This is a genomic window from Sphingosinicella microcystinivorans, from assembly GCF_003634215.1.
Classification (GTDB): domain Bacteria; phylum Pseudomonadota; class Alphaproteobacteria; order Sphingomonadales; family Sphingomonadaceae; genus Sphingosinicella; species Sphingosinicella microcystinivorans.
In genome coordinates this window covers 318,346-344,480 of record NZ_RBWX01000010.1, presented here as the reverse complement: position 1 = coordinate 344,480, position 26,135 = coordinate 318,346, and the positions used below count along the sequence as shown (strand labels likewise).

20 protein-coding genes are annotated in these 26,135 nt (G+C 65.8%); 8 read left to right on the top strand and 12 right to left on the bottom strand.

The genetic code is table 11. The features are described 5' to 3' along the window. Positions 1 to 223 precede the first annotated feature (223 nt). Together DFR51_RS19425 and rsmD are read left to right on the top strand one after the other, a co-directional pair. Positions 224 to 934: a pseudouridine synthase gene (locus DFR51_RS19425; RefSeq protein WP_243446576.1), complete on the top strand. Its 711-nt coding sequence runs from the start codon at positions 224 to 226 to the stop codon at positions 932 to 934. Continuing rightward, positions 931 to 1,473 carry a 16S rRNA (guanine(966)-N(2))-methyltransferase RsmD gene (gene rsmD, locus DFR51_RS16230; RefSeq protein WP_121053116.1) on the top strand — a complete coding sequence of 181 codons (543 nt, stop codon included), beginning with the start codon at positions 931 to 933 and terminating at the stop codon, positions 1,471 to 1,473. The genes DFR51_RS19425 and rsmD overlap by 4 nt, the downstream gene beginning before the upstream one ends. A gap of 2 nt (positions 1,474 to 1,475) precedes the next feature. Here the strand turns inward: rsmD and DFR51_RS16225 are convergent, their stop codons facing one another. Then, positions 1,476 to 4,616, bottom strand: coding sequence for an AsmA family protein (locus tag DFR51_RS16225; RefSeq protein ID WP_121053114.1), 3,141 nt, complete (start codon positions 4,614 to 4,616; stop codon positions 1,476 to 1,478). A 69-nt stretch (positions 4,617 to 4,685) separates the two neighbouring features. On the opposite strand from DFR51_RS16225, the gene DFR51_RS16220 reads away from it, so the two are divergent. Further along, a complete protein-coding gene (locus DFR51_RS16220) occupies positions 4,686 to 6,971 on the top strand; it encodes an ATP-dependent helicase (protein ID WP_121053184.1) in 2,286 nt (761 codons plus the stop codon). Between the two features lie 7 nt (positions 6,972 to 6,978). Here DFR51_RS16220 and DFR51_RS16215 read toward each other — a convergent pair whose 3' ends face one another. Continuing rightward, positions 6,979 to 8,685, bottom strand: a complete 1,707-nt coding sequence (locus DFR51_RS16215) for a DUF885 domain-containing protein (RefSeq protein ID WP_121053112.1) — start codon at positions 8,683 to 8,685, stop codon at positions 6,979 to 6,981. A 116-nt stretch (positions 8,686 to 8,801) separates the two neighbouring features. Here DFR51_RS16215 and DFR51_RS16210 point away from each other — a divergent pair, with 116 nt between their 5' ends. Beyond that, on the top strand, positions 8,802 to 9,692 hold the full coding sequence (locus DFR51_RS16210; RefSeq protein ID WP_121053110.1) for a 50S ribosomal protein L11 methyltransferase: 891 nt from the start codon (positions 8,802 to 8,804) through the stop codon (positions 9,690 to 9,692). A gap of 9 nt (positions 9,693 to 9,701) precedes the next feature. Here DFR51_RS16210 and DFR51_RS19085 read toward each other — a convergent pair whose 3' ends face one another. From DFR51_RS19085 to DFR51_RS16185, 6 genes are all read right to left on the bottom strand, one after another. Beyond that, positions 9,702 to 9,854 (bottom strand): hypothetical protein, encoded by a 153-nt coding sequence (locus tag DFR51_RS19085; protein WP_160119237.1) that lies wholly within the window; start codon positions 9,852 to 9,854, stop codon positions 9,702 to 9,704. 125 nt (positions 9,855 to 9,979) lie between these two features. Next, positions 9,980 to 11,215, bottom strand: a complete 1,236-nt coding sequence (locus DFR51_RS16205; protein WP_121053108.1) for a cytochrome P450 — start codon at positions 11,213 to 11,215, stop codon at positions 9,980 to 9,982. A gap of 76 nt (positions 11,216 to 11,291) precedes the next feature. Then, positions 11,292 to 12,527, bottom strand: a complete 1,236-nt coding sequence (locus DFR51_RS16200; protein WP_121053106.1) for a cytochrome P450 — start codon at positions 12,525 to 12,527, stop codon at positions 11,292 to 11,294. Positions 12,528 to 12,645: 118 nt separating this feature from the next. Next, the gene (ligA, locus tag DFR51_RS16195) at positions 12,646 to 14,757 is read right to left on the bottom strand and encodes an NAD-dependent DNA ligase LigA (RefSeq protein WP_121053104.1); all 2,112 of its coding nucleotides are present in this window, start codon (positions 14,755 to 14,757) and stop codon (positions 12,646 to 12,648) included. Continuing rightward, on the bottom strand, positions 14,754 to 16,406 hold the full coding sequence (gene recN, locus DFR51_RS16190; RefSeq protein ID WP_121053102.1) for a DNA repair protein RecN: 1,653 nt from the start codon (positions 16,404 to 16,406) through the stop codon (positions 14,754 to 14,756). The genes ligA and recN overlap by 4 nt, the downstream gene beginning before the upstream one ends. A 10-nt stretch (positions 16,407 to 16,416) precedes the next feature. Further along, positions 16,417 to 17,214, bottom strand: coding sequence for an outer membrane protein assembly factor BamD (locus DFR51_RS16185; protein ID WP_121053100.1), 798 nt, complete (start codon positions 17,212 to 17,214; stop codon positions 16,417 to 16,419). An 86-nt stretch (positions 17,215 to 17,300) separates the two neighbouring features. Between DFR51_RS16185 and DFR51_RS16180 the strand changes: the two genes are divergently transcribed. Further along, on the top strand, positions 17,301 to 18,476 hold the full coding sequence (locus DFR51_RS16180; protein ID WP_121053099.1) for a glycosyltransferase: 1,176 nt from the start codon (positions 17,301 to 17,303) through the stop codon (positions 18,474 to 18,476). Here DFR51_RS16180 and DFR51_RS16175 read toward each other — a convergent pair. From DFR51_RS16175 to yajC, 4 genes are read right to left on the bottom strand one after another with little or no spacing between them, the layout of a single operon-like run. Beyond that, a complete protein-coding gene (locus DFR51_RS16175; protein WP_121053097.1) occupies positions 18,453 to 18,824 on the bottom strand; it encodes an Mth938-like domain-containing protein in 372 nt (123 codons plus the stop codon). The genes DFR51_RS16180 and DFR51_RS16175 overlap by 24 nt on opposite strands. 6 nt (positions 18,825 to 18,830) lie before the next feature. Beyond that, positions 18,831 to 19,781: a protein translocase subunit SecF gene (gene secF, locus DFR51_RS16170; RefSeq protein ID WP_121053095.1), complete on the bottom strand. Its 951-nt coding sequence runs from the start codon at positions 19,779 to 19,781 to the stop codon at positions 18,831 to 18,833. Between the two features lie 12 nt (positions 19,782 to 19,793). Beyond that, positions 19,794 to 21,386, bottom strand: a complete 1,593-nt coding sequence (secD, locus tag DFR51_RS16165; RefSeq protein WP_121053093.1) for a protein translocase subunit SecD — start codon at positions 21,384 to 21,386, stop codon at positions 19,794 to 19,796. A 16-nt stretch (positions 21,387 to 21,402) separates the two neighbouring features. Continuing rightward, on the bottom strand, positions 21,403 to 21,750 hold the full coding sequence (gene yajC / locus DFR51_RS16160) for a preprotein translocase subunit YajC (protein WP_121053091.1): 348 nt from the start codon (positions 21,748 to 21,750) through the stop codon (positions 21,403 to 21,405). A 72-nt stretch (positions 21,751 to 21,822) separates the two neighbouring features. On the opposite strand from yajC, the gene DFR51_RS16155 reads away from it, so the two are divergent. From DFR51_RS16155 to DFR51_RS16145, 3 genes are read left to right on the top strand one after another with little or no spacing between them, the layout of a single operon-like run. Continuing rightward, positions 21,823 to 22,665 (top strand): ATP-binding protein, encoded by an 843-nt coding sequence (locus DFR51_RS16155; protein ID WP_121053089.1) that lies wholly within the window; start codon positions 21,823 to 21,825, stop codon positions 22,663 to 22,665. 53 nt (positions 22,666 to 22,718) lie between these two features. Continuing rightward, complete coding sequence (locus DFR51_RS16150) at positions 22,719 to 24,380, top strand: SLC13 family permease (RefSeq protein WP_243445430.1); 1,662 nt, start codon at positions 22,719 to 22,721, stop codon at positions 24,378 to 24,380. Beyond that, positions 24,373 to 26,043: a DUF389 domain-containing protein gene (locus tag DFR51_RS16145; protein ID WP_121053087.1), complete on the top strand. Its 1,671-nt coding sequence runs from the start codon at positions 24,373 to 24,375 to the stop codon at positions 26,041 to 26,043. Before DFR51_RS16150 ends, DFR51_RS16145 begins: the two co-directional genes overlap by 8 nt. The last annotated feature ends 92 nt before the right edge of the window (positions 26,044 to 26,135 follow it).

Genomic DNA, 26,135 nt, shown 5'->3' with positions numbered 1-26,135 from the left:
CGACCGCCCGGTCCGCGAACGTGCGCCTCTGGAACGCAGCTTCAATGAACGGACAGGAAAGCCCGGCGAACGTCGACCCCGCCCCGATAACCGATCCGAATCCGATGAGCGGCCCTCCCGCCGCACGGATAGACGCCCCCCGCGGCGCACGGATGAGCGCCCGACGCGGCGCTCTGAGGGCGCTGCAGCGCCGGCTGCGCATCGGCCGGGCGCGCCGCAGCGCATTGCCAAGCTTCTGGCCCGGGCGGGTGTCGGTTCGCGCCGCGATATCGAGCGCATGATCGCCGAAGGCCGCGTTTCAGTGGAGGGCACGGCACTTACCTCGCCCGCGCTCAACCTTGCCTCGCTTGACGGCGTGACGGTGGACGGGAACCCTGTCGCCGCTGCAAGCGCGACGCGACTTTACCGTTTCCACAAGCCGACGGGATGCCTGACAACCGCGCGCGACCCCAAGGGCCGGGCCACGATCTACGATCTTTTGCCCAAGGATCTTCCGAGGCTGGTCACCATTGGTCGCCTCGACATGAACACCGAGGGCCTGTTGCTGCTCACCAACGACGGTGAACTGAAACGCGCGATGGAGTTGCCCGCGAACGCGCTCATACGCCGTTATCGTGTGCGCGTGTTCGGCAGCGTCAATGCCCGTGCGCTCGAAGCGCTCGCCGAGGGCGTTACCATCGAAGGCGTCCGCTACGGCTCGATCAATGCCGATATCGAGCATAAATCGGGCGCCTACGCTTGGCTCGTCATCACGATTACGGAAGGCAAGAACCGCGAGGTCCGCAAGGTGCTGGAGCATCTGGGGCTCAAGGTCGCGCGGCTGATCCGCGTCAGCTACGGCCCCTTCGAGCTTGAAGACCTGCCCGTGCGCGGCGTGGAGCAGATCCCCGACGACGCCGTTTCGCGGCTGCGGAGCCGCCTTCCCGGCAAATGAGGATTATCGCCGGCGCCTGGCGCGGAAGGCCGCTCGTGTCGCCAACGGGCGCTGAAACGCGTCCAACAGCAGATCGGGCGCGCGAAACCTTGTTCTCGATGCTGACGAGCCGCCTCGGCACCTTCGAAGGGCTGCGCGTGGCCGACCTCTTCGCGGGCACGGGCGCGCTCGGGCTCGAGGCCCTGTCGCGCGGGGCGGGGCATGCGACGTTCGTGGAAACGGACCGCGCCGCGCTTGCCGCGCTCAAGGCGAATATCGCGAAGCTTGGCGCTGCCGACCGGACCGACGTGCTGGCACGAAGCGCGGATGCGCCGGGGACGGCGATTGTGGCGTATGATCTCGTGCTCCTTGACCCGCCCTACGGCAAGGGGCTTGGCGAGCGGGCACTTGCGGCTTTGCAGCAGGGGCGCTGGCTGGCGCCGGGCGCGTGGATCAGCGTCGAGACGCGGCGCGATGAGGCGCTGACGGCGGAGGGCTACACGACCGATACGGTGCGTACCGTCGGCAAGGCGAGCCTCCACTTGCTGCGGGCGCTTTAGCGTTACTCCTGCGGCTCCTCGGCGGGCTTCTTCTTCCCGAAGAGCTTACCGAGACCCTTGCCGAGCGCGGTGCCCAGCTCTTCCTCCACGCTTTTCTGCGGGGCGGCTTCTGCTGGCGCTTCGCCTTCCGCGACAGCGGGCGTCTGCGTCTTCTTGCCGCCGATGAGGCTGCCGAGATCGAGCTTGTCGCCGCCGACCGCCGCGTTGATGCCGACCAGCGCGATGCGCTTGCCGAACCATGTTTGCAGCGGGCCGAGAGAGTATTTGACCTCCGGCACCGGCAGCGGACCCTTGATGGTCGCCGGGATCGCCGGCGCATCCTTGTGGCTGCCGAGCCGGAACGTGGCGACGCTGTCCGCATACCAAGCCCCGATGTCGACGTAGCCCTTCGCGGTGACGCTGCCGCCGTCCATATCGCTCGTAACCGTATCGATGTTGAAGCGGCCGCCCTTGCCGGTCGCATCGATCGCGAGCGTACGGTACTGCGTCTCGCCGCCTTTCAGCGCCGTGCCCGCGAAGCGTACGAAGCTGTCGAGCGAGCGCAGGTCGTCCAGTTCCTCGTCGAGTGCCTTCAGATTGACCTTGCGGATCACCCCGTTCGTCGCCGCCAAGCGGACCGGGCCCGCAAGCGAAGACATCAGCGCCTTCTGCGAACGGCCCCGCGCGGTGACGTTTGCGGTCATGTCAAACGTGCCGGTGGCGGGCGCACTCGCCATTGCCGCCTTCAGGAACGGCTCGACCGGCACACCGCTGAGCGCGACCTTGAGCGCAATGCCCTGCGCGTCCCCAGAGGCCAGCGCGCCGGAAGCGGTGAAGGTGCCGCCGTATAGCTGGCCTTTCAGGCCTTCGATCGTCATGACGCCGCCTTTGTTGGTGAGCGCGAGCGACGGCTTTTCCAGAACATAGGCGTCGTAATTGGCGCGCTCTGCGGTCAGCGCGATGCGGCCGTCGAAGTTGCGAATCCAGTCGAACGACAGCGGCTCTGAAGACCAGCGCGCACCCTTTCCGCTCGCCGCCTCTGCCGCGCCGGTGCCGTCGTCGCCCATCAGCGCGAGCACGGGCACGACGCCCGCATTCAGCACGGCGTTCACCACCGGCACCGAACCGCCCGTATTGACGGACGCCTCACCCGAAAGCGTCATGCCGCCGATCTTGCCTGCAAGGCCGGTGATCTTCGCGACATCGCCCGCGCCCGCGATCTGCATACCGAGATCGAGCGGACCAAGCTTTGCGCCGCGCGGTTCATCCTGCAGCCGCGCGAGCACGACGCCCGCCTCCGGCGCCTTCGCCGAGGCGGCAAGCTGATAGGCGACGTCGGGGTCGGTGCGCACCCAGCCGTTGAGGCCGATTTCCGCGCCCGCATACGTGACCGCACCACCGACATCGAGCTTCGACATCGGCCCCTTCACATTGATCGCCCCTTTCACCCCTTCGCCCGCAAGGCCGAGCGCGAGGTCGGCCTGGCGATCCGTCGAAAGCTTGTCGATGCTGCCCTTCGCGGTGACCCCGAAGCCCATCGCTTCCTGAACCATCGCCTGCGCAAGCGTGACCTTGTCGGCGGCGTAGTTGCCCTTCGCGGTGATGCCGCCGTAGCGGCTGCCGCCCATCAGAAGCTCGCCGAGCCGCACATCGAAATTCACGGTGCGCGCGAAACCGTCGCCCGATTTGGCGGCGGTCGACGGTTTCGACACCACACGGTCCCAGTTCAGGCCCTGCAGGCCAAGCGTCACGTCGATCGGCAGCGTTTCTTCGAGCGGGTAGTGAACCTTGCCGCCGACCGCTTTGCCATCGAGCGTTCCGCGCAGGTCCCCCAGCGTAACGGCATCGTCGCGGTATTCGATCGTGCCGCCGAGCGTCGCGGGCGGCAGCGACGTGTAACCGTCTGTGCCGAAAGCCGCGAGCGTCTGCGCGGGGCGCGGCAGGCTGGTGCCGAAGCGTCCCCGGAAGCGGGGCTCGCCGTCTGCCGCATCAAGGATACCGCGCACGACAGCGCTTCCGCCGCCCGCAAGCTCGAGCCGTGTGTCGCCAAGCGTAACCACCCGGTTCGCAAGTTTCACCGGCGCGTTCACGGCGCCAAGCTGCATCGTGTCGTAGCGCGCATCGTTCACGCGCACGAGCACATCGGCATCGATCGTCTCGGGAAGCTCGAATGGCTCTTTGTCTTCATCCTTCTTTTCGGCGGACATCCACTCCGCCGCATTCAGCGCGTCGACGACCACCCGTCCGCTGATCGACGTCCTGTCGCCGCGCTCCACATCGAAGGCGCCGCCGAAATTCGATCCCGCGACGGTTCCGCTCACGTCCGCGAAGCGAAGGCGCTCCGTCGTACCCTCGATCGCGGCCTTGAACGCGAAGGGCTTCGCGTAGGCAAGCGCCTTGGAAGCGTCTTCGCCGCTGAACGCCGCGAGCAGATCGCCGAGCTTTTCGCCGCTGAGCGTCAGCCTGCCCGAAACGGGTGTCGCGGCGTCCCCTTCCGCCTCCCCGATCCGGCCTGCGAAGGCGATCGTTCCGGCCTCTGCGAGCGTCGCATCAAGCTTGAGACCGCCCTGTTCGTAGTCCGCTTTCAGCGTCACCGGCATGGCGCCGTAACGCAGCGAGCCCTCTACGGTGTAGGGCCCTGCCGCGCTCGCGATGGCGACGTTCATGTCGATATCGTCCACCCGGGTCGGCTCGCCCTCGGGCGACTGCATGATGAACGTGCCCTTCTCGATGCGGAAATCCTCGATCGAGAGTTCGCCGCCTGAAGACCCCGTGTCCACCTTCGCCGGGTCAGACCAGTTGTTGGTGCCGTCGGCGTAGTTGATGATGCGCACGACGGGCGTTTCGAGCGCGATGTATTTCACCTCCGCCCGCTTCGAAAGCAGCGGCAGGAAGGCAACGGCGGCAGAGAGCTTCTCAGCCTTCACGAGCGGTTCGCGGCTTGGCCCGAAGCCCGTTACGGTGACGCCTTCAGCAGACAGGCGCGGGCTCGGCAGCAGCGAAAAGCCGATGTTTCCAGCCACCTCCACATCATAGCCGGTCGCTTCTTCCACGGCCGTAACAAGCTGCGGCTTGAACCAGTTCCAGTCTATGAAATAGGGAACGGCCGCCACCACGGCCGCCGTTCCCGCCACTGCGCCGAACCCGATCCACGTCTTCCGCATTGCACTTCCGTTCACAAAATGTTCTTCACACTGGCCAAGACAACACCATAGAGATTATCACAGCGTATGATGAGTGTATCCGTTCCCAGCTCGCCCCGCGATGAACCGCCCTATCTGAGCGGCCTGAACGCGCCGCAGCGCGATGCCGTGCTGACGACGGAAGGCCCCGTTCTGATGCTGGCGGGCGCGGGAACAGGGAAAACGCGCGCGCTGACCTCGCGCCTGGCGCACATCATCTACACGCAGCGCGCCTGGCCTTCGGAAATCCTCGCCGTCACGTTCACCAACAAGGCGGCGCGCGAGATGCGCGAGCGGATGCACGGCGTGATCGGGGACGTGTCGGAGGGGCTGGGCTGGCTCGGCACCTTCCATGCCGTCGCCGCGAAGATGCTGCGCCGCCACGCCGAGCTTGTCGGGCTCAAATCGAACTTTTCGATCCTCGACACCGACGACCAGATCCGCTTGTTGAAGCAGATCATCACTGCCGCCGATCTCGACGAGAAGCGGTGGCCCGCACGCCAGTTCGCCGGGCTGATCGACAAGTGGAAGAACCGGGGCTGGACGCCGGAAACGCTTCCGAAAGACGAAACCTGGGCATTCGCGGACGGTAAGGCCGGCACGCTCTACGCCGCCTATCAGGCCCGGCTCGTCGAGCTGAACGCGACCGATTTCGGCGATCTTCTGCTGCACATGCTCACCATCTTCGCCAAGCACCGCGACGTGCTGGAGCAGTACCAGACGCGCTTCCGCTACATCCTCGTCGACGAGTATCAGGACACCAACGTCTCGCAGTACCTGTGGCTTCGCCTGCTCGCGCAGAAGCACAAGAACATCTGCTGCGTGGGCGACGACGACCAGTCGATCTATTCCTGGCGCGGCGCGGAGGTCGCCAACATCCTCCGTTTCGAGCAGGATTTCCCAGGCGCGAAGGTGATCCGCCTCGAACAGAACTACCGCTCCACCGGCCACATCCTTGGCGCGGCGGGAGGTCTCATAGCGCAGAACGCAGATCGGCTCGGCAAGACGCTGTGGACCGAGGCGGACAGCGGCGAAAAGGTCCGCGTGCTCGGCGTGTGGGATGGCCCCGAAGAGGCCCGCCGCGTCGGTGAGGAGATCGAAAGCCTCCAGCGCCGGGGTGTCTCCGCCGACCACATCGCCATCCTCGTGCGCGCGCAGTATCAGATGGCAGCGTTCGAGGAACGCTTCATGCGCGTCGGCATCCCTTTCCGCATCATCGGCGGCCCACGCTTCTTTGCGCGTCTCGAAATCCGCGACATGATCGCCTACTTCCGCGTGACCAGCCAGCCTGCCGACGACCTCGCCTTCGAACGCATCGTCAACACGCCCAAGCGCGGCCTCGGCGATAAAAGCCTGCAGCGCCTGCACCAATTCGCCGCCGCCACAGGCGCGCCGCTCTCGGTCGCCGCGTTGGACATCGCCGGCACGAACGAAATCCCCGCCGCCGCCCGCAGGGCGCTCGCGCAACTATCCGAGAACTTCCGGCGCTGGCGCGAACAGCTCCTCACGCTCCCTCACCCGGAATTGGCGCGCGTCATTCTGGAAGAGTCGGGCTATCTCGCAATGTGGCAGGCCGACCGTTCCACCGAGGCGCAAGGGCGTGTCGAAAACTTGTTCGAACTGACACGCATTATGGGCGATTTTGATTCAATGGAATCGTTCTTGGATCACGTCAGCCTCGTGAATGACAACGAGGAAGCAAGAGATGAGCCCAAGGTTACCATTATGACGCTTCATGCCGCAAAAGGGCTGGAGTTCGATCACGTCTTCCTCGTCGGCTGGGAGGAAGGTGTCTTCCCCTCGCAGCGCTCGCTCGACGAAGGCGGGCTCAAAAGCCTGGAAGAGGAACGCCGCCTCGCCTACGTCGGCATCACCCGCGCGAAGCAGGAGGCCACGATTCTCCACGCAGCAAACCGGCAAATCTACGGCCAGTGGACCTCGTCCATCCCCTCACGCTTCGTCAGCGAACTGCCGCGCGAGCATATCGAGGCCGAAACCTCGCTCTCCGGCGGCGCCTCGCTCTGGCGTGCCGCGCTCGACGAGCGCGACCCCTTCGCCGATGTGAGCCGCGCCACCCAGCGCGGCCACGGCCCCGGCTGGCAACGCGCCCAAACCTACGGCCGCCCCACCCGCGCTGCGACGCAGATCGAGGCGAAGCCCGTCTCGGTCACCGTCGGCGCCGCCCCGCGCCGCGACCTCTCCGTCGGGATGCGCGTCTTCCACCAGAAGTTCGGCGGCGGCACGATCAAGGGGATCGAGGGCAACAAGCTTGAAGTCGCGTTCGACCACGCGGGCGAAAAGCGGGTGCTCGACAGTTTTGTTGAGGTGCAGGGGTAGCCCTCCCTCAAAACACCGCCTTCGCGTCCGGCTCCTTCATCATCGCCTTGCGCACCAGCGGGATCGGCGGCCCACCATACCCAAGGAATTCGTCGTGGAAAGCCTTCCACGCCTTGCGACCGCCGCGTGATGCCGTCCAGTTCTCGCGGAGCTTGCGGATCAGCAGCTTGCCCATCGTGTAGTTGAGATAGGCGGGATCGTATGTGCCGCGCGCCGATTGCTGGCGGGCGTTGCCTTCGTCCTGATAGCACTGGTCGCGGAACATCTGGCGGGACTGTTCCACGCTCATGCCGCGCGCATGCATCCCGATCGCGGAGAGGTAGCGGCAGTCACGCAGCAGTGCGTTCGAAAGCTGGCCGACGTGCGTCGCCGGGTCGCCGTCGTTGAGGCCGGCCTCCCACATCATCTCCTCGGTATAATGTGCCCAACCTTCCGCGAAGGCATAGCCGACGAACACCTTGCCGAACTGCGATTTCGCGCGGTTCGCGTGCAGGAAGTTGAGGAAGTGCCCCGGCCACACCTCGTGCACCGAGGTGAACAGCAGGTCGAGCTTGCCCGGCACGAAGCCGTCCTGCACATCCTTCGGCCACGAAGGATCGGGCGGCGAGATGTAGTAGACGGACGGAAGCCCTTTCTCATACGGCCCCGGAATATCGATGTAGGCGCTGTTCTGCCGGTTGAACGGCGGCGATTCCTCGACGAGCGCCTCTTCCGTGCCCGGAATGGTCACGAGATCGGCTTTCACCAAAAAGGCTCTGAGGTCTGGCAACTGGCGCCGCGCCTCCGCGACCGGGCCATCGGCGGGCTTGTCGTTCGCCACGACCGCCATGCAGTCCGCGATGGACTTGCCCGGCGCGAGCTTGTCGCACGCCGATTTCAGCGCTGCCTGATTGCGCTTCAGGTCCGCCTCCCCGATGCGTTCCAGCTCATCGAGGCTGATGTCGACGCCCTCCGTCTCGCGCACCATCGCCGCGAACGTCTCCGGCCCCAGCACGAAGTCCTCGGTCTGGCCGGTTCGCTTGGTTTCCATGAACGCGGCGAGGTCGCGCATCGCCTTAGCGCCCGCGCTGCTCGCGGCGCCCAGTTCCTTCTGGAGCCCCTCGTCCTTCACTTCCGCGAAGGCCATCTTCACGTCCTTCGCGAAATAATCGGCATAGCCGTTGAACGCCGCGAGGCCGTAGTCGATGTAGGTGCGCGGCATCGGCCCGGTGAGGTTCGCCTTGATCTGCTCGGCGGCCTTCGGGAGCGCATTCGCGTATTTCACGAACGCCTTCAGGCGCACGTCCGGCGCCGCATAGGGCCGCGCCACGTAGACGTTCGGATCAAGACCGCCGTCGGTGTAGAAGGCCGGATTGCGATAGGGCCAGCGCGCCGTTTCCAGCCAGAACAGGTTGCCGCGCGTCACAGCGATCAGATAGTCGCGCTCGAAGCGATCGGCATCGGCGAGGCCGGCGGGGTCGATCGCCTCTGCATCGGCAAGCGCCGCCTTCAGTCGCGCGATCTCCGCATTTATGCCCGCCTTCGACCAATCGGGCAGGATCCCGTCGTACTCGTGCCGCCCCTGATAGACCGCGAAGTAGGGATCGGCCTTGAACGTCGCTTCGATATAGGCGTCGGAAAATGTCTTCCAATCCGCCTTCGGCGGCGCCTTGGGCGCGGAGTCGCAGGCGGCGACGCCGACGAAAAGAAGTGGCAGAAGCGTGCGGAGTTTCATGATTTCGGCCTCGTCAGGAGCACTATGGGCAGAGCATGACGGCAGCGTCCGCGGCTGCCAAGAGCCGTTCGTCGAAACATTGCAACCCGACCCGGCGCGGCCTATTCCCCGCGGGTATGACGACATGGAAACTCACCTTCGCCTGCAAGCGCGCCGAGGCGGACATCTTCACCGGAGACGTGCCGGAGCTTGCCGACTTCGATCCGCCGCCCGTGGTGATGACCAGCGAGCCCGATGAATCGAAGCCTGATGACTGGCAGCTCGATGTCTACACAGAGGAACACCCGCCGCAGGCGCTGATCGAGGCTGTCTCGGCGCTGCTGCCGAGTGCGAAGGGCGCGCATACGCTCGTCGAACTGGCGGACGAGGACTGGGTGACGCTGAGCCAGGCGGGGCTCGACCCGGTCGAGGCCGGGCGCTTTTTCGTCCACACGGCAGCGGACGCGGAACTGCTGCCGCCGGGCCGCATCGGGCTTCAGATCGAAGCGGGGCTCGCATTCGGCACCGGCCAGCACGCAACGACGACCGGCTGCCTGTTGACACTCGATGCGCTCGATTTCGTGCCGGAGAACGTGCTCGATCTCGGGACCGGCACGGCGATCCTCGCGCTTGCCGCCGCGAAGACGTGGCCGGGCGCAAAGGGCACGGCCAGTGACATCGATCCCGTCGCGATCAAGGTGTCGCGCGAGAATGTCGAGATCAACGGTGTGAAAATCGGGGAGGCCGCGGGCGAAATCGCGCTCTACGTGGCCGATGGTCTGGAAGAGGCGGCGCTTGCCGCGCGCGGCCCGTTCGATCTTGTCGTGGCGAATATCCTCGCCGGACCGCTGATTGAAATGGCGCCGTCCATCGCGGCGGCGCTTGCGCCCGGCGGGACGTTAGTCCTCGCCGGGTTGCTCGCGGGTCAGGCCGAAGCGGTTGAAGCGGCGTACCGCAATTGCGGGGTCGCGCCGGTCTCCAGAACCGTCATCGGCGAGTGGCCGACCTTGCGGCTCCTCAAAGCCTGAGGCCCGTGGTTACGGGCGCCAGGCGTGGAACAGCTGCATGTCGCGGCCGCGCTCGCTGAAAAGACCAGCAAGGCTGCGCGCTTCACGAAGCTTGGTCGGCTGCACCGTCTGCCCATCCTGCGGGAACGCCATCGTGGCGGCCTTTGCATATGCGTAGATCATGTAAGCCTCCTGTTGCCGCCCCTAGTGGCGACAGGGAGACATATGATGCAGTGCAGCATCGGCGAGTAGCCGTCGAAAAATCCTATCACTTATGCACTCAGTGCATAGCTCGCGCTAAACGCCTGTTAACTCTTGGCGATCTGGACCATCTGTTCTTTGTAACCGTGAATGAAGGGCGACGGCACGCGCTGCGGTTGTGCAACTGCTTCCACGTCCATGCCCCGCGCCAGCATTTCCTCCAACAGGATCGCGAGCTGCAATTCGGCCAAACGCGCACCAACGCAGCGGTGGATGCCGTAGCCGAACGACAAGTGCCGCCGCGCGTTTTCCCGACTGAAATCCACGCGATTGGGGTTTTCGAAAACCTCCGTGTCGCGGTTGGCGGAAATGTACCACATCACCACCTTGTCGCCCTTGTGGATGGTCTTGCCGCCAAGCTCCGTATCCTCCTTCGCCGTGCGCCGCATGTGCGCAAGCGGCGTCTGCCAGCGGATGAGTTCGGAGACGGCATTGGGAATGAGGCTCCGGTCCGCCTTCAGCTTTTCCCATTCGGCGGGAAATTCGTTCATCACCCGCACCAGGCCGGTCATCGAGTTGCGCGTCGTGTCGTTGCCGCCGACGATCAACAGGACAAGGTTCCCGATAAACTCCTGCTCATCCATCTTCGACAGCGCTTCGGAATGGATCATCATCGAAAGCAGATCGGGCGCGGGCGGCGCATTGAGGCGCGCCTGCCACAGGCCGTGGAAGTAGGCGCCCATTTCGTAGAGGATGCGCGTGCGCTCCTCCCGCATCGCCGGATCGGCCGCCGCCTGCACGTCGCCTGCCCAATCGGACCACTTGGTGAGCAGCCGGCGGTCCTCCCACGGGAAGTCGAACAGAATGGCGAGCATCTGCGTGGTGAGTTCGATCGACACGCGGTCGACCCAGTCGAACGTCTCGCCCACCGGCAGGCCTTCGAGCAGCGCCGCCGTCCGCGCCCGGATCGGCCCAGCCAGCCGCTGCATCTCGCTTGGCGTGAAGGCCGGCGCAACCACGCGGCGCTCGGCTGAATGCTGCGGCCGGTCCATCGCAATGAACATCGGGAACTTCAGTTCCTGATCGAGCGCATCGAGCACGGTGATGCCGCCGTATTCCCACGAAGAGGAATAGATGTCGGGCAGCGCCTCGACATGCACGATGTCCTTGTAGCGCGTGACCGACCAGTAGGGCGCGAAGAGCCCTTCGGTGCAGTAATGCACCGGATCCTCGGCGCGCAGCCGCGCGAACATCGCGGGCCATGTCTGCTCGGTGAAGTAGTGGTAATCTGCCGGGTCGATCGCGGCGAGATCGCACGTATCCGCCGCCACTTTGGTCGCCATGGCGAAGCCTCCCTTCCTCACCCCTGCACGTGACAGAATGACGGAAAGGACGCGCGTCGTAACGCGCTCCAAAACGCTAGGATCGGGTGATCGTCACCATCTGCTTGCGGTAGCCGTTCGCGAAGGGCGAGGGAATCCGCATGGGTTCGTGGAGGGGCGTCACCCGCATCTCGCGGTTCAGCATCTCTTCGAGAAGGATATAGAGTTGCAGCTCGGCAAGCCGGGCGCCGACGCAGCGGTGGATGCCGAAGCCGAACGCCAGGTGGCGGCGTGCATTGGCGCGCGTCACGTCGAAGCGGTCGGCATCGGTGAACACCGCCTCGTCTCGGTTCGCGCTGTTGTACCACAGCACGACCTTGTCATCCTTGCGGATGAGCTTGCCGCCGATCTCCGTATCTTCCGTTGCCGTACGCCGCATGTGCGAAAGCGGCGTCTGCCAGCGGATCAGCTCCGACACGGCATTGACGACAAGGCCGTGGTCAGCCTCCAGCAGCGCCCGGTTCTCTGGGAACTGTTCGAGCGCGACGACGAGCCCGGTCATCGAATTGCGCGTCGTATCGGTGCCGCCGATCACCAGCAGCATCAGGTTGCCGCAGAATTCCTGCGGACGGAGGTTCGACATCGCGTCTGAATGGATCATCCGTGACAAGAGGTCCGGCGCCAGCCCCTTGTCGCGCCGCTCCATCCACAGCCGCCCGAAATAATCGACCATCTGCTGCAGCACGCGCTGACGCTTGCGGCGCAGCGCCGGGCTCACCGCGGCCCGGAAATCGCCCGCCCAGTTCGCCCATGTCGCGAGCAGGCGGCGATCTTCCCACGGAAAATCAAAGAGCGTCGCCAGCATCTGCGTGGTGAGTTCGGTCGAAACGCGGTCCACCCAGTCGAACGGCTCATCCACCGGCAGGCTGTCGAGCAGCGCCGCCGTGCGTGCGCGGATCGCGGCGGCATGGTCGGTGAGCGCGCTCGGGCTGAACGCGGGCGATACCGTGCGCCGCATCGCCGTATGCTCGGGGCGATCCATCGCGATGAACATCGGCAGCTGGATATCGGGATCGTTGTGCAGAATGGTGATGCCGCCGTGCGTCCACGAGGACGAGAACAGCTGCGGCAGTGCCTCGACATGCGCGATATCGGCGTGGCGCGTGACCGACCAGTACGGCCCGTAAAAGCTGGTGGGGCAGAAATGCACGGGATCGTCGCGCCGCAGACGCGCGAACACCTCGGGCCAGCGGCCCTCGCCGTACAAGTCGTTCGCCGTAACGTCGAGCGCACCTGACTCAGGATGCGTCGTGGCGGCGGCCAAGCCTCTCATGTTCAACAGACCCCCGGTTCTGCCGATACGCCAGCAGGTTACGGACTGTCTTTACCATGTCCACAAAAAAACGTCATCTATGTGACGGGATGTGTCCTGCGCGCACGTGCCGCAGGGGTCAGCTTTGCCGGACGATCTCCAGCCACGCCGCCTCGTCGATCACCTCGATGCCAAGATCAGCCGCCTTCTTGAGCTTCGAGCCCGCGCCCGGCCCGGCGACGACCAGATCGGTCTTCGCGGATACCGACCCGGCGACCTTGGCGCCGAGCGCCTGCGCCTGCGCTTTCGCCTCGTCGCGCGACAGTGCTTCGAGCGTGCCGGTAAACACCACCGTCTTGCCGCTCACACGCGATTCCCGCGTTTCGAACACGACATCGGCGGGCGTAACCTCGCCCAGCAGATCGGCAACCGCCTCGGCATTGTGCGGTTCGGCGAAGAAATCGACGAGCGCCAGCGCCACTTCCGACCCGACGCCTGGCGTTTCAATGATCGTCGCAAGCTCTTTGGCCTCGCGCGCAAGGAACTTGTCCTCCGTCTCCCCAACCACCGGCAAAAGCTCGGCCCTGCGCGCAAGCGCGCGGTCGATCATCTCGCGAAACGCCGCCCAGCTTGAATAGCGCCGCGCCAGATCGCGCGCCGTCACCTCACCAACATGCCGGATGCCGAGCGCATTCAGGAACCGGTCAAGCGGCGGCGACCGCCGCGCATCGATCGCGGCAACGAGGTTCGCGACCGACTGCTCGCCCCACCCCTCGCGCGTTTTCAGCGCCTCGGCGTGCGTATGCAGCCGGAAGATATCCGCCGGTGATTGCAGCAGCCCATCGGCAAACAGCTCGACAATGCTCTTCTCGCCCAGCCCCTCGATATCGAGCGCACGCCGCGACACGAAGTGCCGCAGCCGTTCGACGCGCTGCGCCGGACAGATCAGCCCGCCCGTACAGCGATAATCGACCTCCCCCGGCTCCCGCTCTGCCGCCGATCCGCACTCGGGACAGTGATCGGGGAACACGAACGGCGGTCGTTCCTCGTCGCGCGTCAGGTTCTCGACGATCTGCGGGATCACATCGCCCGCGCGTTGGATGCGCACCCGGTCGCCGGGTCGCGCGCCCAGCCGCTCGATCTCGTCGGCATTGTGCAGCGTGACGTTCGAAACGATCACTCCCCCCACGCCCACCGGCACGAGCCTTCCCACAGGCGTCAACTTGCCCGTGCGCCCCACCTGGATATCGATGGCTTCGAGCGTGGTCTCGGCCTGCTCAGCGGGGAACTTGTGCGCGAGGCCCCAGCGCGGCGCGCGCGCGACAAAGCCCAGCCGCTCCTGCCAATCCAGCCGGTTCACCTTGTAAACGACGCCGTCGATGTCGTAGCCGAGATCGGCGCGCGCCTGCTCGATCTTCCGATAATGCTCCAGCGCGCCTTCCGCGCCCTCCACGAGTGCCAGCAGCGGATCGACCGGAATGCCCCAGCCCGCGATCGCCTGCATCACCGCCATCTGCGTGTCGGCGGGCAGGTCCGTCACCTCGCCCCACCCATGCGCCAGAAACTTGAGCGGCCTCGCTTCCGTGATCGCGGCATCCTTCTGGCGCAGCGAGCCCGCCGCCGCATTGCGCGGGTTGGCGAAGATCTTGCCGCCCGTGCGTTCCTGCTCCGCATTCAGCGCCAGGAAATCGGCCTTCGACATGTAAACCTCGCCGCGCACCTCGAACACAGGCGTGTCGATCGGCAGGCGCTGAGGAATGTCGGCGATGGTGCGGACGTTCGCCGTCACGTCTTCGCCGACGCTGCCGTCGCCGCGCGTCGCCGCCTGCACGAACACGCCGCGTTCATAGCGCAGCGAGCAGGACAGCCCGTCGATCTTGGGTTCGGCGGTGAGCGCCACAGGCTCCTCCGCGTCCAGCTTCAGATAGCGCCGGATGCGCCCGACGAAATCCTCGACCTCCTCGGCGCTGAATGCGTTCTCAAGGCTCAGCATCGGCTTTGCGTGCGTCACCTTGGCGAACGCGCCGGCCGGTGCAGCCCCCACGCTCCGCGAGGGGCTGTCGGCACGCACAAGCTGCGGGAACGCCGCCTCGATCGCCTCATTGCGCTTTTCCAGCGCATCGAATGCGGCATCGCTGATTTCGGGATCGTCGTGTTCGTAATAGGCGCGCCGGTGCCGGGCGATCTCTGCCGCCAGATGTTCGAGCTCCGCCGCCGCTTCGGCCTCGGTCAGGTCTTCAATCCGCTTCACGCCAACAATCTTTCCGCCTGCGCGCGCGCCTCGTCGGTGACCTCTGCGCCCGATAGCATTCGCGCGATCTCCTCGCGCCGCGCCGCCGCATCCAGCAGAACGACGGCGGTGCGCGCCGCGTTCCCGTCCGACGCCTTCTCGATGCGGAACTGCTGCGCCCCGCGCGCAGCGACCTGCGGGCTGTGGGTCACGACCAGCACCTGCGCGCCCTCGGCAAGCCGCGCGAGCCGCTCGCCGATGGCGCTCGCTGTCGCACCGCCGACGCCGCGGTCGATCTCGTCGAAGATGAGCGTGCCGTGCCCGCGCGTTTCCGAAAGCGCCACCTTCAGCGCCAGCATGAAGCGCGACAACTCGCCGCCGCTGGCGATCTTCATCAGCGGCCCGAACGGCGCGCCGGGGTTCGTCGAGATCTCGAACTCGGCGCGGTCCGTTCCGGCCTCGGACCACTGCGTCTCGGGCAACGATTCCACCACGGTGCGAAACTTCGCGGCCTCTAGCTTCAGCGGCGGCAGCTCAGCCGCCATCGCGCGATCGAGCCGTTCCGCAGCCGCCCGCCGCGCCGCGCCGAGCGCGTCGGCAGCCTTGACGAACGCAGCCCTCGCACCCGCGACCTTGCGCTCCAGCCCCGCGAGGCCGGCCTCGCCCGCCGCGATCGCTGCCGCGCGCGCTTCGAACTCGGCGGCGAGGTCGGCGAGCCGGTCCGGCTCCACGCGGTGCTTCCGCGCCACCCCGCGCAGTTCGAACAGGCGGCTTTCCGAAGCATCAAGCTCGGCAGGGTCGAACCACAGCGCATCGCGCGCGGCGCGGAGGTGATCCTCCGCCTCCCCCGCTTCGACAAGCGCGCGGTCGAGCGCCTCGAGCATCTGGCCGAGCAGCGGATGCTCGCCCGCCACACGGTCCAATCTGCGCGCCGCCGTGCGCAGTCGCGCGAGGCCGCCGTCGCTGCCGTCGAGATCGCCGCTGATCGCGTCCAGGTCTTCGACGAGCTTCTGACCCTTCAGCATGTCGCTGCGCCGCGCGGCGAGCGTTTCTTCTTCACCGGGTTCGGGTCTCAGCGCGCGCAGCTCCGCCACGGCGTGCTCAAGGAACTCCCGGTCCCGCTCGTCGCGCTCCACGCTTTCGCGCGCCGCCGCCAAAACTGCCTCCGCATCCCGCCAGGTGCGGTAAGCCTCGCCGCACGCGCCCGCATCGATCCCGGCGAAGGCGTCGAGCAGCGCCCGGTGTCCCTTGGGATTGAGCAGCCCTCGCTCGTCGTGCTGGCCGTGGATCTCGATGAGCGTGCCGCCGACATCGCGCAGAAGCTGCGCGCTCACGGACTGGTCGTTCACGAACGCCCGGCTGCCGCCGTCGCTGCGCACGATGCGCCGCAACACGATCTCGCAGCCCTCGGTCTCGATGCCCTGCTCGCCGAGCAACGCGAACGCCTCGTGGCCTTCGTCCACGCTGAACACCGCCGTCACCTGCGCCTGCCCTGCGCCGACGCGTACAAGGCCGGTGTCACCGCGCGCGCCGAGCGCGAGGCCGAGGCTGTCGAGAAGGATGGATTTGCCTGCGCCGGTTTCACCGGTGAGCACGCCGAGGCCTTCGCCAAAATCGAGCGAAAGCTGTTCGATAAGGACGACGTTGCGGATTTCCAGCGCGGCAAGCACGCTAGCCGCCTCAGCCGGTGGTGTAGCGTTCGACGAGCGCGTAGCTGCGCTCGTACCACTTCGATCCGGGGTAGTTGTACCCGAGCGCCGCCGCGGTCTTCCGCGCCTCGTCGCGAAGGCCAAGTGCCAGATACACCTCCACGAGGCGGTGCAGCGCTTCCGGCGTGTGGCTCGTCACGTCGTACTTGTCGACGACGTTGCGGAAGCGCGAGGCCGCCGCGATGAACTGGCGGCGCTGCTGGTAGAAGCGACCGATCTCCATCTCCTTGCCGGCAAGGTGATCGCGGGCAAGATCCATCTTCAGCCGCGCATCCGCCGCATAGGGAGAATCAGGGAAGCGTCGCGTCACCTCGGTGAGCGCGGAGAGCGCCTGATCGGTGATCTTCTGATCGCGCTGCACGTTGGCGATCTGTTCGTAATAGCTGATCGCGATCAGGTAATAGGCGTAGGCGGCGTCCTTGTTGCCGGGGTGCAGCGACAGGAAGCGCTGCGAAGACAGGATCGCCTGCTGGTAATCCTTCGCCAGATAATAGGAAAAACCGCTCATCAGCTGGGCACGGCGCGCCCATGTCGAATAAGGGTGCTGGCGCTCCACCTCGTCGAAGATCAGCGCGGCCTGCTTGTAGCGGCCCTTGTCCAGCGTATCCTTGCCGAAGTTGTAGAGCGTCTCGACGTCGCGCGCGATGTAGCTGCGATCGGAGACGTTCGGCCCCTTCTTGCCGGCACAGGCCGATAGCGCGAGGCCGGCGGCAACGAGGAGCAGGAGGGCACGGCCGGTCGTGCGGCCGGTACGGGACGAAGCTGTCATGCGGCACTCCTTAACCGGTCGCGAACGGTGCGCCAAGCGCTGATGGGTTGGCAGGCGCGGGATACTGACGCTATCAGCATTTCGCCGTGCTGAACGTCCTCACCTTCTCCTCGTTGTACCCCAACGCCGTGCAGCCGAATTTCGGCGGATTCGTCGAGCGGCAGACGACGCGCCTCGCCGCGCGCAGCGATGTCGATCTCAAGGTTCTGGCGCCTATCGGCACGTTCCTGCCCATCGGGCCTTATGCCGCGCTCACCCGCGTACCGAAGCGGGGCGAGCACAACGGCATCCCGGTTTTCTGGCCGCGTTTTCCGCTCCTCCCGGCCGTGGGCTGGCGGTTCAACCCGGCTTTTGCGTACCACGCGGGAAGGCGTGTCCTCCTTGATCTCATAGCCGACGGCTTCTGCCCGGACGTCATCGACTGCGAGTTCTTCTGGCCGGACGGACCCGCCGCCGTGCGGCTGGGCCGCTCATTCGGCATCCCCGTCTCCATCAAGGCCCGCGGGTCGGACATCCGCCTTTGGGGCGCGAAGCCTGCCGCCCGGCGCCTGATGGTGGACGCGGCAAATGCGGCGGACGGGCTGCTCGCCGTCTCCGAATCGCTGAAGGCCGATATGGTCGCGATCGGCATGCCCGAAGAGAAGATTCGCGTGCACCGCACGGGCATCGAACTTGATCGCTTTCACCCCGTGGAGCGCTCGGCCGCGAAGGCATCGCTCGGCGTTTCGGGGCCGTTGTTGCTCGCCGTCGGCAACCTTGTGGCGCTGAAGCGCTTCGAGCTCGTGATCGGCGCGGCCGAGTTGCTGCCGGATGCCACGCTGTTCATAGCGGGCGAAGGGCGCGAGCGACGAAAACTCGAAGCCCTGATCGCCGAGCGCGGGCTCTCCGCGCGCGTCCGGCTGCTCGGTAGCGTTCACCATGCCGAAATGCCTGCACTGATGGCTGCGGCGGATGTATTCGTCCACGCATCGTCGAGCGAAGGCCTCGCCAACGTGTGGGTCGAAGCGCTCGCGAGCGGCACGCCCGTCGTCACCGCGAATGTCGGCGCCGCTGCAGAGGTCGTGGACAGCGCAGAGGCAGGCACGCTGATCGATGATGCAAGACCAGAAGTTTTCGCCGACGCCATCCGCGCCGTTCTGGAAGCCCCGCCATTGCCTGAAGCGGTGCGCACTTCGTCGCTGCGCTTCGACTGGAAAAACAACACCAATGCGCTCCACGCGCACCTTCTGGCGCTGGTATCAGGCCCCGAGGCCCAGCAATAACGCGCCGACGAGGCGCCCTTCCCCCGCAAGCACGTTGTAAGTGCGCGCGGCGAGTTGAGACGTCATGACATCGACCCCCGCCCCCTTCGCCGCAAGCGCGTCCAGCAGCGACTGATCGGGCCAGCGCAGCACAGCGCCTGTACCCACAATCAGCACCTCCCGCGCCGGATCGAGTGCAAGCAGCGGCGCAAACGCTTCGAACGTAAGCGCGTCCGCCGCCGCCTGAACGCCACCCGGCCAGATCAGGATGCTTCCCGTGCAATGCTCCCCGGCGACAACGAACCTGCCGCCCCGGATCGCATCGATACGGTGAACGCCGCGCGGGCCGGTTTGCAGCTCAAGCGGCACGGGCGCCTAGCGGCTGCCCACCTTCTCCGCCGCGCCGCCCTCGATCGGCGCGAACGTGTTCGCCCCGACGCCAAGCGAGATCAGCAGCGAGGAGGAGACGAACACCGACGAATAGGTGCCGATCACGATGCCGAGCAGCATCGCGGCGGTGAAGCCGAACAGCACGTCGCCGCCCAGGAGCAGCAGCGAGCCGAGAGCCAGCGTCAGCGCCATCGTCGTCGCATAGGTGCGCGACAGCGTCTCGTTCACCGAAAGATCGATCAGCGGGCCGATATCCATCTGCCGGTACTTGCGCAGGTTTTCGCGAATACGATCGTCGATGACGACCTTGTCGTTCAGCGAATACCCGATGATCGTGAGCACGGCGGCGACGATATTGAGATCGAATTCGAGCTGCGTCAGCGCAAAGAAGCCGAGCGTCACAGTCACGTCGTGGACGAGCGCGACGATCGTAGAGACGCCGAAATGCCATTCGAATCGGAACCACGTGAACAGCGCGATCGCGCCCATGGAGATCACGATGGCGATGATGCCGTTACGGATCAGTTCGCCGGAAACCTTGCCGCTCACCGTTTCGACGCGGCGGAACGAAGCGTCCTCGTGATTCACGCGAATTGCGTTCTGCACCTTCTGCACCACGCGCTGCACAGCGGCATCATCTCCGGGCGGCAGCGGCAGACGGATCAGCACCGTATCGGGGCCGCCGAAGTTCTGAAGCGCAGACGATCCGTAGTCGAGGCGGTCGACGGTGTTGCGCAGTTCGTCCAGCTTCACGGGCTGTTCGAATTTCACTTCCATCATCAGGCCGCCGACGAAATCGACACCAAGATTAAGTCCACGCGTCGCCAGCAGGGCGATCGAGCTCAATGTCAAAATGGTGGTGACGGCGAACGCGATCCAACGCAGCCGCACGAAGCGGATGTTGGTGTTGTCCGGAATGATTTTCAGGAGCCGCATGTGCTGGTCCGATCAGATCGTGATGGTGGCCGGCCGCGCACGGTTCAGCCAGTTGACGATGAAGAGGCGCGCCACGGTCACAGCCGTGAACACCGAAGTGACGATGCCGATGGTGAGAACCACGGCAAAGCCCTTGATCGGCCCTGAACCGAAAGCGAACATCACCGCGGCAACGATGAGGTTCATCGTGTTCGCGTCCCAGATCGTGCGGCTGGCTTCCTTGAAACCGTTCTCGACCGCGGAGCGGACGCCCCTGCCCTTGCGTTGCTCTTCCCGGATACGTTCGTTGATGAGCACGTTCGCATCGACCGCAGCACCGATGGTGAGCACCATGCCGGCCACGCCCGGCAGCGTCATCGTTGCGCCGGTCAGCGACATGACCGCAAGGATCAGGATCACGTTCAACACCAGCGCGATGTTCGCATAGACGCCGAACCGTCCGTAGGTCAGGAACATGAACAGGCCAACCGCGACCACCGCGACCAGCGAGGCGATCGTGCCTGCGCGAATCGAGTCGGCGCCGAGGTCGGGGCCGACGGTGCGCTCCTCGACGACCTTCAGCTCCACCGGCAGCTTGCCGGAGCGCAGCAGGATCGCCAGCTCGTTCGAGCTTTCCGCGTTGAAGCTGCCCGAAATGACGCCCGATCCGCCCAGAATGGGTTCGTTGATGTTGGGCGCGCTGATCACGCGGTTATCGAGCACGATGGCGAACGGCTTGCCGACGTTCTCCTGCGTCGTGCGCGCGAAGCGGCGGCCGCCGGCGCTGTCGAAGCGGAAGCTGACGACCCACTGGCCCTGCTGCAAGGTCTGCTGCGCGTCCATCAGCTGGTCGCCGGTGATGATCGCGCGGCGCTTCACCGCAATCGGCTGCCCGGTATCCGCCATCTGAAGTATCTGGCTGCCCGCGGGCGCCCGGCCCGCCGCCACATCCGCCGGGTCGGCAGTGATATCGACGAGCTTGAATTCAAGCTGCGCGGTCTTGCCAAGTAGCTGCTTGAGCGCGGAAGGATCCTGAAGGCCCGGCACCTGCACCACGATGCGCTGGCTGCCCTGCCGGATGATCGTCGGCTCGCGCGTGCCGAGTTCGTCGATACGGCGGCGGATCACCTCCACCGCCTGCGTCATCGCGCTTTCCATCGCCTGCGTGCGGCCCGCTGACGTTTGCGTGAGGACGATACGGTTGCCGTCCGTCACCTCGACGTTGAAGCTTCGCTGTCCGGTCACGCCAATCGGCATGGAGAGGTTGCGCAGCAGGTCGACCGCGCGATCTACATCGTCCACATTGCGCACGAGGAAGCTCACGCGCCCGCCACGGTTGCTGACGTCGCCCACCGCAATCGCACCGCCTTCCGCGCGGCGCAGTTCGGAAAGCGAATCCTCTTCCATCTTGTCGAGGTTGGCGCGGGCGAGCCCTTCGGCGTTCGCTTCGAGCAGGATGTGGCTTCCGCCCCGAAGGTCGAGGCCGAGGTTCATCTGCTTCTTTGGCGCCCAGCTCGGCCAGGCTTGAACCTGCTCTTCGGGGAAAGCGTTGGGGATCGCGAAGATGAAGCCCGCAACGAGTACGGCGATGATCGACCAGATCTTCGCCTTGGAGAATTCAAGCATGGCGCAGGTTCAACCTTCAGGCAGCCGTGTCGTTGGCGGGTTTGCCAGTGCCGACGGCGCGAACCTCGGAAAGCGTCGACTTCACGACGCGGACCTTCGTGGAGGCTGCAAGCTCTACCTCGACCTCGTCGTCGGTCACCTTCGCGACCTTGCCGATCAGGCCGCCGGCCGTCACCACCGTGTCGCCCTTCTTCACCGCAGCGATCATCTCGCGGTGCTGCTTCAGTCGCCGCTGTTGCGGACGGATGAGCAGGAAGTAGAAGATGGGGATGATGAGGAGGAACGGCATGATGGCGTTCAGGAAAGCCGCGCCGCCTCCCGGCGCTGCCCCCGCGGCTTGCGCATAGGCTGGAGAAATGAGCATTGAGACCCTTGCTTTCGAAAGCGTGTGGCTGCGATTTGGCGCGCGACTATACAAATGCAAGAGCGAGACGCAATGAAAACGCCCGAATCTCCTGAAATCAGCCTTTTTGCGCGCATCGCGGACGCGCTGGAACGGCTTGCGCCCGCGCCGGCCGCCACAGAGGCGCTGCCCGATGCCCCGGCTTACGCCTGGGATCATGGCACTTTGCGCCCCGTTGCGACGCTCAGTGCGCAGCCGCTGGACCGCTACGTGGGCATCGATGCGCAGCGCGCGGCGCTGCTCCGCAACACCGAACGGCTGGCGAAACGCCTGCCCGCGCACGACATCCTGCTGTGGGGCTCGCGCGGCATGGGCAAGTCGAGCCTCGTCAAGTCGGCGGTCGCACATCTGCAGGCGGCGGGCGAAGCGATCGCCCTCGTCGAGATCGAGCGCGACGACATCGCCGACGTTTCGCTGCTGCTGCGGCGTCTTGCGAAACGCGAAGGCGCCTTCGTGCTGTTCTGCGACGATCTCAGCTTCGACACGGACGAGCGCCAGTACCGGCGCCTGCGCTCGGTTCTCGAAGGCGGCATCGAAGCGCGGCCGGACAATTGCCGCTTCTACGTCACCTCGAACCGCCGCCATATCGTGCCGCGCGAAATGCGCGAGAACGAGTTAGCAAACAGCATCAACGCCCGCGACGGGCTCGACGACCGTCTCGCACTCGCCGACCGCTTCGGCCTGTCGCTCGGCTTCCACGCCTGCGACCAGACCACCTATCTGGCGATGGTCGAGGCCTACGGCCGTGCCTACGGACTCGATATCGACCCACAGGCCGCCGTCACCTGGGCGACCGGGCGCGGCGGGCGCTCGGGCCGCGTCGCGTGGCAATATGTGCAGGAGGTCGCCGGCGCTGCTGGCGTTCGCCTCTCCTGAGCCTGCCCATCGACCCGGCAATCGTCAGCTCGACGATCCTCGCGCTAACGCTGGTGCTTTTCATCAGCGAGAAGGTTCGGCACGACCTCGTGGCCGTCGTCGCGCTGCTCGCCGCGCTGGTGGTGGGCGTTGTCAGCCCGAAGGAAGCACTGGCCGGCTTTTCAGACCCCGCGGTGATCGCGGTCGCCGCCGTGCTTATAGTCGGGCGCGCGGTCGAGCTCAGCGGTATCGCGGCGGCGTTCACGCGCCGGGTGATTCCCGAGCAGGCGCCCTTCCCGATCAGGCTCATCATCGTGATGGTGGTCGGCGCGGTCCTCTCTGCCTTCATGAACAACATCGCCGCGCTCGTCATCACGATGCCGATCGCCACGCAGGTCGCCATCGATTCGCGGCGCTCTCCCTCCGCTGCGCTGATGCCGCTGGCGTTCGCAACCATCCTCGGTGGCATGACGACATTGATCGGCACGCCCGCGAACCTCATTCTGTCGTCGATCCGGCAAAATTCGCTGGGAGAGCCGTTCAGCTTCTTCCAGATGACACCGGTGGCAAGCTGCGTCGCCGCGGCGGGGCTTCTCTACATGGCGGTGATCGGCTGGCGGCTGCTGCCAGACACACGCGCACCTGTTCGCGCGTTCGCGAACCCCTGGCGCATCTTCGAGCTCGATGTCCCCGAAGAAACGGACGAGGTGGAACTCCGCGCGGCGCTGCGCAAGTCGGGCAGCCGCCCCCTCGCAAGCTTCGAAAGCTTTTCGCAGGCGATCGGCGGTGACAGGCGCCGCGTGCTCGTCCTCAGTCGCAAGGACCCTTGGGAACTGTCCGAGGCGACCGGCACTTTTCCGACCGTCGCCCGCAATCCTGCACCTGACGCGACAACCGTGCGAGCCGCCGTGGCGCACGGCTCCTTCCTCATCGGCCAGCGGCACGAAGCGGTTACGTGGCGGAGCGGCCAGCAGCTCCGCGTCGTCGCGGCGGGCCCGCGCGCGGCACACGAACGGTTGCCGTTGTCGGAAATGGAGATTCAGCCCGGCGATCAGCTGTTCATTCACGGCCCCGCCGACCAGCTCGGCGCGTTCATTGCGAACGCCCGCCTTCTGGAGATCGGGCGTCTCGACACCCCGCCCGTCGAGCCGCGCCGCGCCGCCGCGATCGTTGCCATATTCACCGCCGCCATTGTCGGCATCGTCGGGTTTGACGTGTCCCCCGCGATCGCATTCTTCGCCGCAGCCGCAATACTGGCGGCAACGCGCCTGATTCCGACTTCGGAAGTCTACCGGTCGATCGACTGGCCGGTGGTCATCATGCTCGCGGCGATGATCCCTGTCGGCCAGAGCCTTGAATCGACCGGGGCCGTGAACATCCTTTCGGAATGGCTGAGTGCCCAGCTCGGCAACGCCAGCGTGTTCGCCACGTTCGCAGCGATCGGTGCCGCGACGCTTCTGCTATCCGCGCTGCTCAACAATGTGGCGACGGCGATCATCATGGGGCCGCTTGCAATCCAGATGTCCGAATACATGGGCTTCTCGCCCGATGCGGGCCTCATCATGGTGCTGATCGGCGCATCCTCGGACTTCCTCACACCCATCGGGCACCAGAACAACTTGCTCGTCATGGGGCCGGGAGGGTATCGGTTCTCCGATTATGCACGGATGGGGGTGGGCGTTTCGGTCATCGTCATCGGGGTCGCGGCCTGGCTGTTGAGTAGAGGATTTGGATAGCACGACGCGAAAAGGGCTGAAGGCCCGCATCGACACCACGCTTCATCAGGCATCGACGTTGTGGCGCCGCCAGCGCGCCTATTGGCGGCGTTGGGTGGTGCGCTCCGTCAATCATATGGAGGTCGCCGCGAAGCTGGATGGCGAGGCGCACTGGTCCGCCCGCTTCGGCTTCATGCTCATCATGTCGGCGGGCATCGCCGTGCTCGGCCTGCTGCTTTCGTCGCCTGCGGTGGTGATCGGTGCGATGCTGATCTCGCCGCTCATGGGCCCGATCATGGCGCTTGGCTTCAGCCTTGCGCGCTTCAACCTCGCCGAAGCGCGGCTTGCGCTGACGACACTGGGAATCGGCGTCGCCGCGGCCGTCGGCTTCTGCGCCCTCGTCGTCTACCTGTCGCCGCTGCAGGCGGTCACGCCCGAAATCCTTGCGCGGACGCGGCCGAACTTCTTCGACCTTCTGGTCGCGATCTTCTCGGCGCTCGCGGGCGCCTATGCCGTCATCCGCGGACGCGGCGAAACGATCGTCGGCGTTGCCATCGCTACAGCCCTTATGCCGCCGCTCGCCGTTGTCGGCTACGGCCTTGCGACACTGAACGGCCTGGTGTTCTTCGGCGCGCTCGGCCTGTTCATGACCAATCTGCTCGCCATCGCGCTGAGCGCTGCGGTGATGGCCAAGATGTACGGCTTCGGCACCGCAATGTCGGACCGCTCCACCCGCATCCAGACCATCGGCATCTTGGGGATTTTCGCCATACTGTCCGTGCCGCTGCTGCTCTCGCTGCACCAGATCGCATGGGAAGCGCTCGCGAGCCGTCTTACGCGCGAAGCAATCTCGGCCTACTTCGGGCCGGACTCGCGCATATCGCAACTCGAAATGGATTTTTCCGCCGAGCCGATCGTCGCCCGCGCCACGGTGCAGACGCCGAAACGCCGCTACGATGCCGATCAGCAGATCAGCGCACGCCTGCGTGCGCGTCTCGAAGAACCCATTGCGATCAACCTCGCCCAAGTCCTCGTCGACAGCGACGCGACCCTGAAGGAACGCGAGCAGCGCGAGCTGGAAGCTGCAAAGCGGGCGCAAGGCGAATCGCTGCGCAAGGCGACCGAAGCCGATGCACAGCAGGTCGCCGCCGAACTCGCGATTCTCGGTGCGCAGTCGCCGTCTGCCGTCAACGTCGATCTCGCCCGCCGCTACGCATCGATGACAGCAGAAGCGATGCCCGGCATCCGCCTTCCCGCCTGGCGCGCACTCGAAACGCGCGTCGCGATCCGTCATCCGGGCTGGACGGTGATGGTGATCCCGCCGGTCGGCCAACTGCCGCTCATACCGTTCGATGAAGATTCCGCCGCGCTGTCGCCGAAGGGCATGGAGGCCGTGGTCGATGCCGCATGGGCACTGAAGCGCTGGGGAATCACCACGGTGCTCGTCAACGGCCGCGTCGCGAGCGGCGAGGCCGACAGCGGTGAGGCGCGTGACAAGCTCGCCGAGGATCGTGCCGCCGCCGTTGCCGCCGTCCTCGGGGAACGCGGCATCAAGGTCGCCTCGCGCAGCACCACCTCGGGCGCGATCCAGAAAGCAGCCGAAGACGAATTTGGCCGCAGCGCACTTCGAAGCGTCGAACTCGTTCCCGATACGCTCGCCGAAGCGCCAAGCGCAGCGCGCTAGCAATCAAACGTCCGCAACACATTGACGCGGAAGCGTATCGTTTAAGTTTTTTAGGGACTATCTTCCCTTAGAATCACCTGTTCAGTATTGCG

Coding starts and splice junctions, on each gene's coding strand:
- rsmD (WP_121053116.1), top strand. CDS start 931: ATGAGGATTATCGCCGGCGCCTGGCGCGGAAGGCCGCTCGTGTCGCCA.
- DFR51_RS16225 (WP_121053114.1), bottom strand. CDS start 4,616: ATGCGGAAGACGTGGATCGGGTTCGGCGCAGTGGCGGGAACGGCGGCC.
- DFR51_RS16220 (WP_121053184.1), top strand. CDS start 4,686: ATGAGTGTATCCGTTCCCAGCTCGCCCCGCGATGAACCGCCCTATCTG.
- DFR51_RS16215 (WP_121053112.1), bottom strand. CDS start 8,685: ATGAAACTCCGCACGCTTCTGCCACTTCTTTTCGTCGGCGTCGCCGCC.
- DFR51_RS16210 (WP_121053110.1), top strand. CDS start 8,802: ATGACGACATGGAAACTCACCTTCGCCTGCAAGCGCGCCGAGGCGGAC.
- DFR51_RS19085 (WP_160119237.1), bottom strand. CDS start 9,854: ATGATCTACGCATATGCAAAGGCCGCCACGATGGCGTTCCCGCAGGAT.
- DFR51_RS16205 (WP_121053108.1), bottom strand. CDS start 11,215: ATGGCGACCAAAGTGGCGGCGGATACGTGCGATCTCGCCGCGATCGAC.
- DFR51_RS16200 (WP_121053106.1), bottom strand. CDS start 12,527: ATGAGAGGCTTGGCCGCCGCCACGACGCATCCTGAGTCAGGTGCGCTC.
- DFR51_RS16185 (WP_121053100.1), bottom strand. CDS start 17,214: ATGACAGCTTCGTCCCGTACCGGCCGCACGACCGGCCGTGCCCTCCTG.
- secF (WP_121053095.1), bottom strand. CDS start 19,781: ATGCGGCTCCTGAAAATCATTCCGGACAACACCAACATCCGCTTCGTG.
- secD (WP_121053093.1), bottom strand. CDS start 21,386: ATGCTTGAATTCTCCAAGGCGAAGATCTGGTCGATCATCGCCGTACTC.
- yajC (WP_121053091.1), bottom strand. CDS start 21,750: ATGCTCATTTCTCCAGCCTATGCGCAAGCCGCGGGGGCAGCGCCGGGA.
- DFR51_RS16155 (WP_121053089.1), top strand. CDS start 21,823: ATGAAAACGCCCGAATCTCCTGAAATCAGCCTTTTTGCGCGCATCGCG.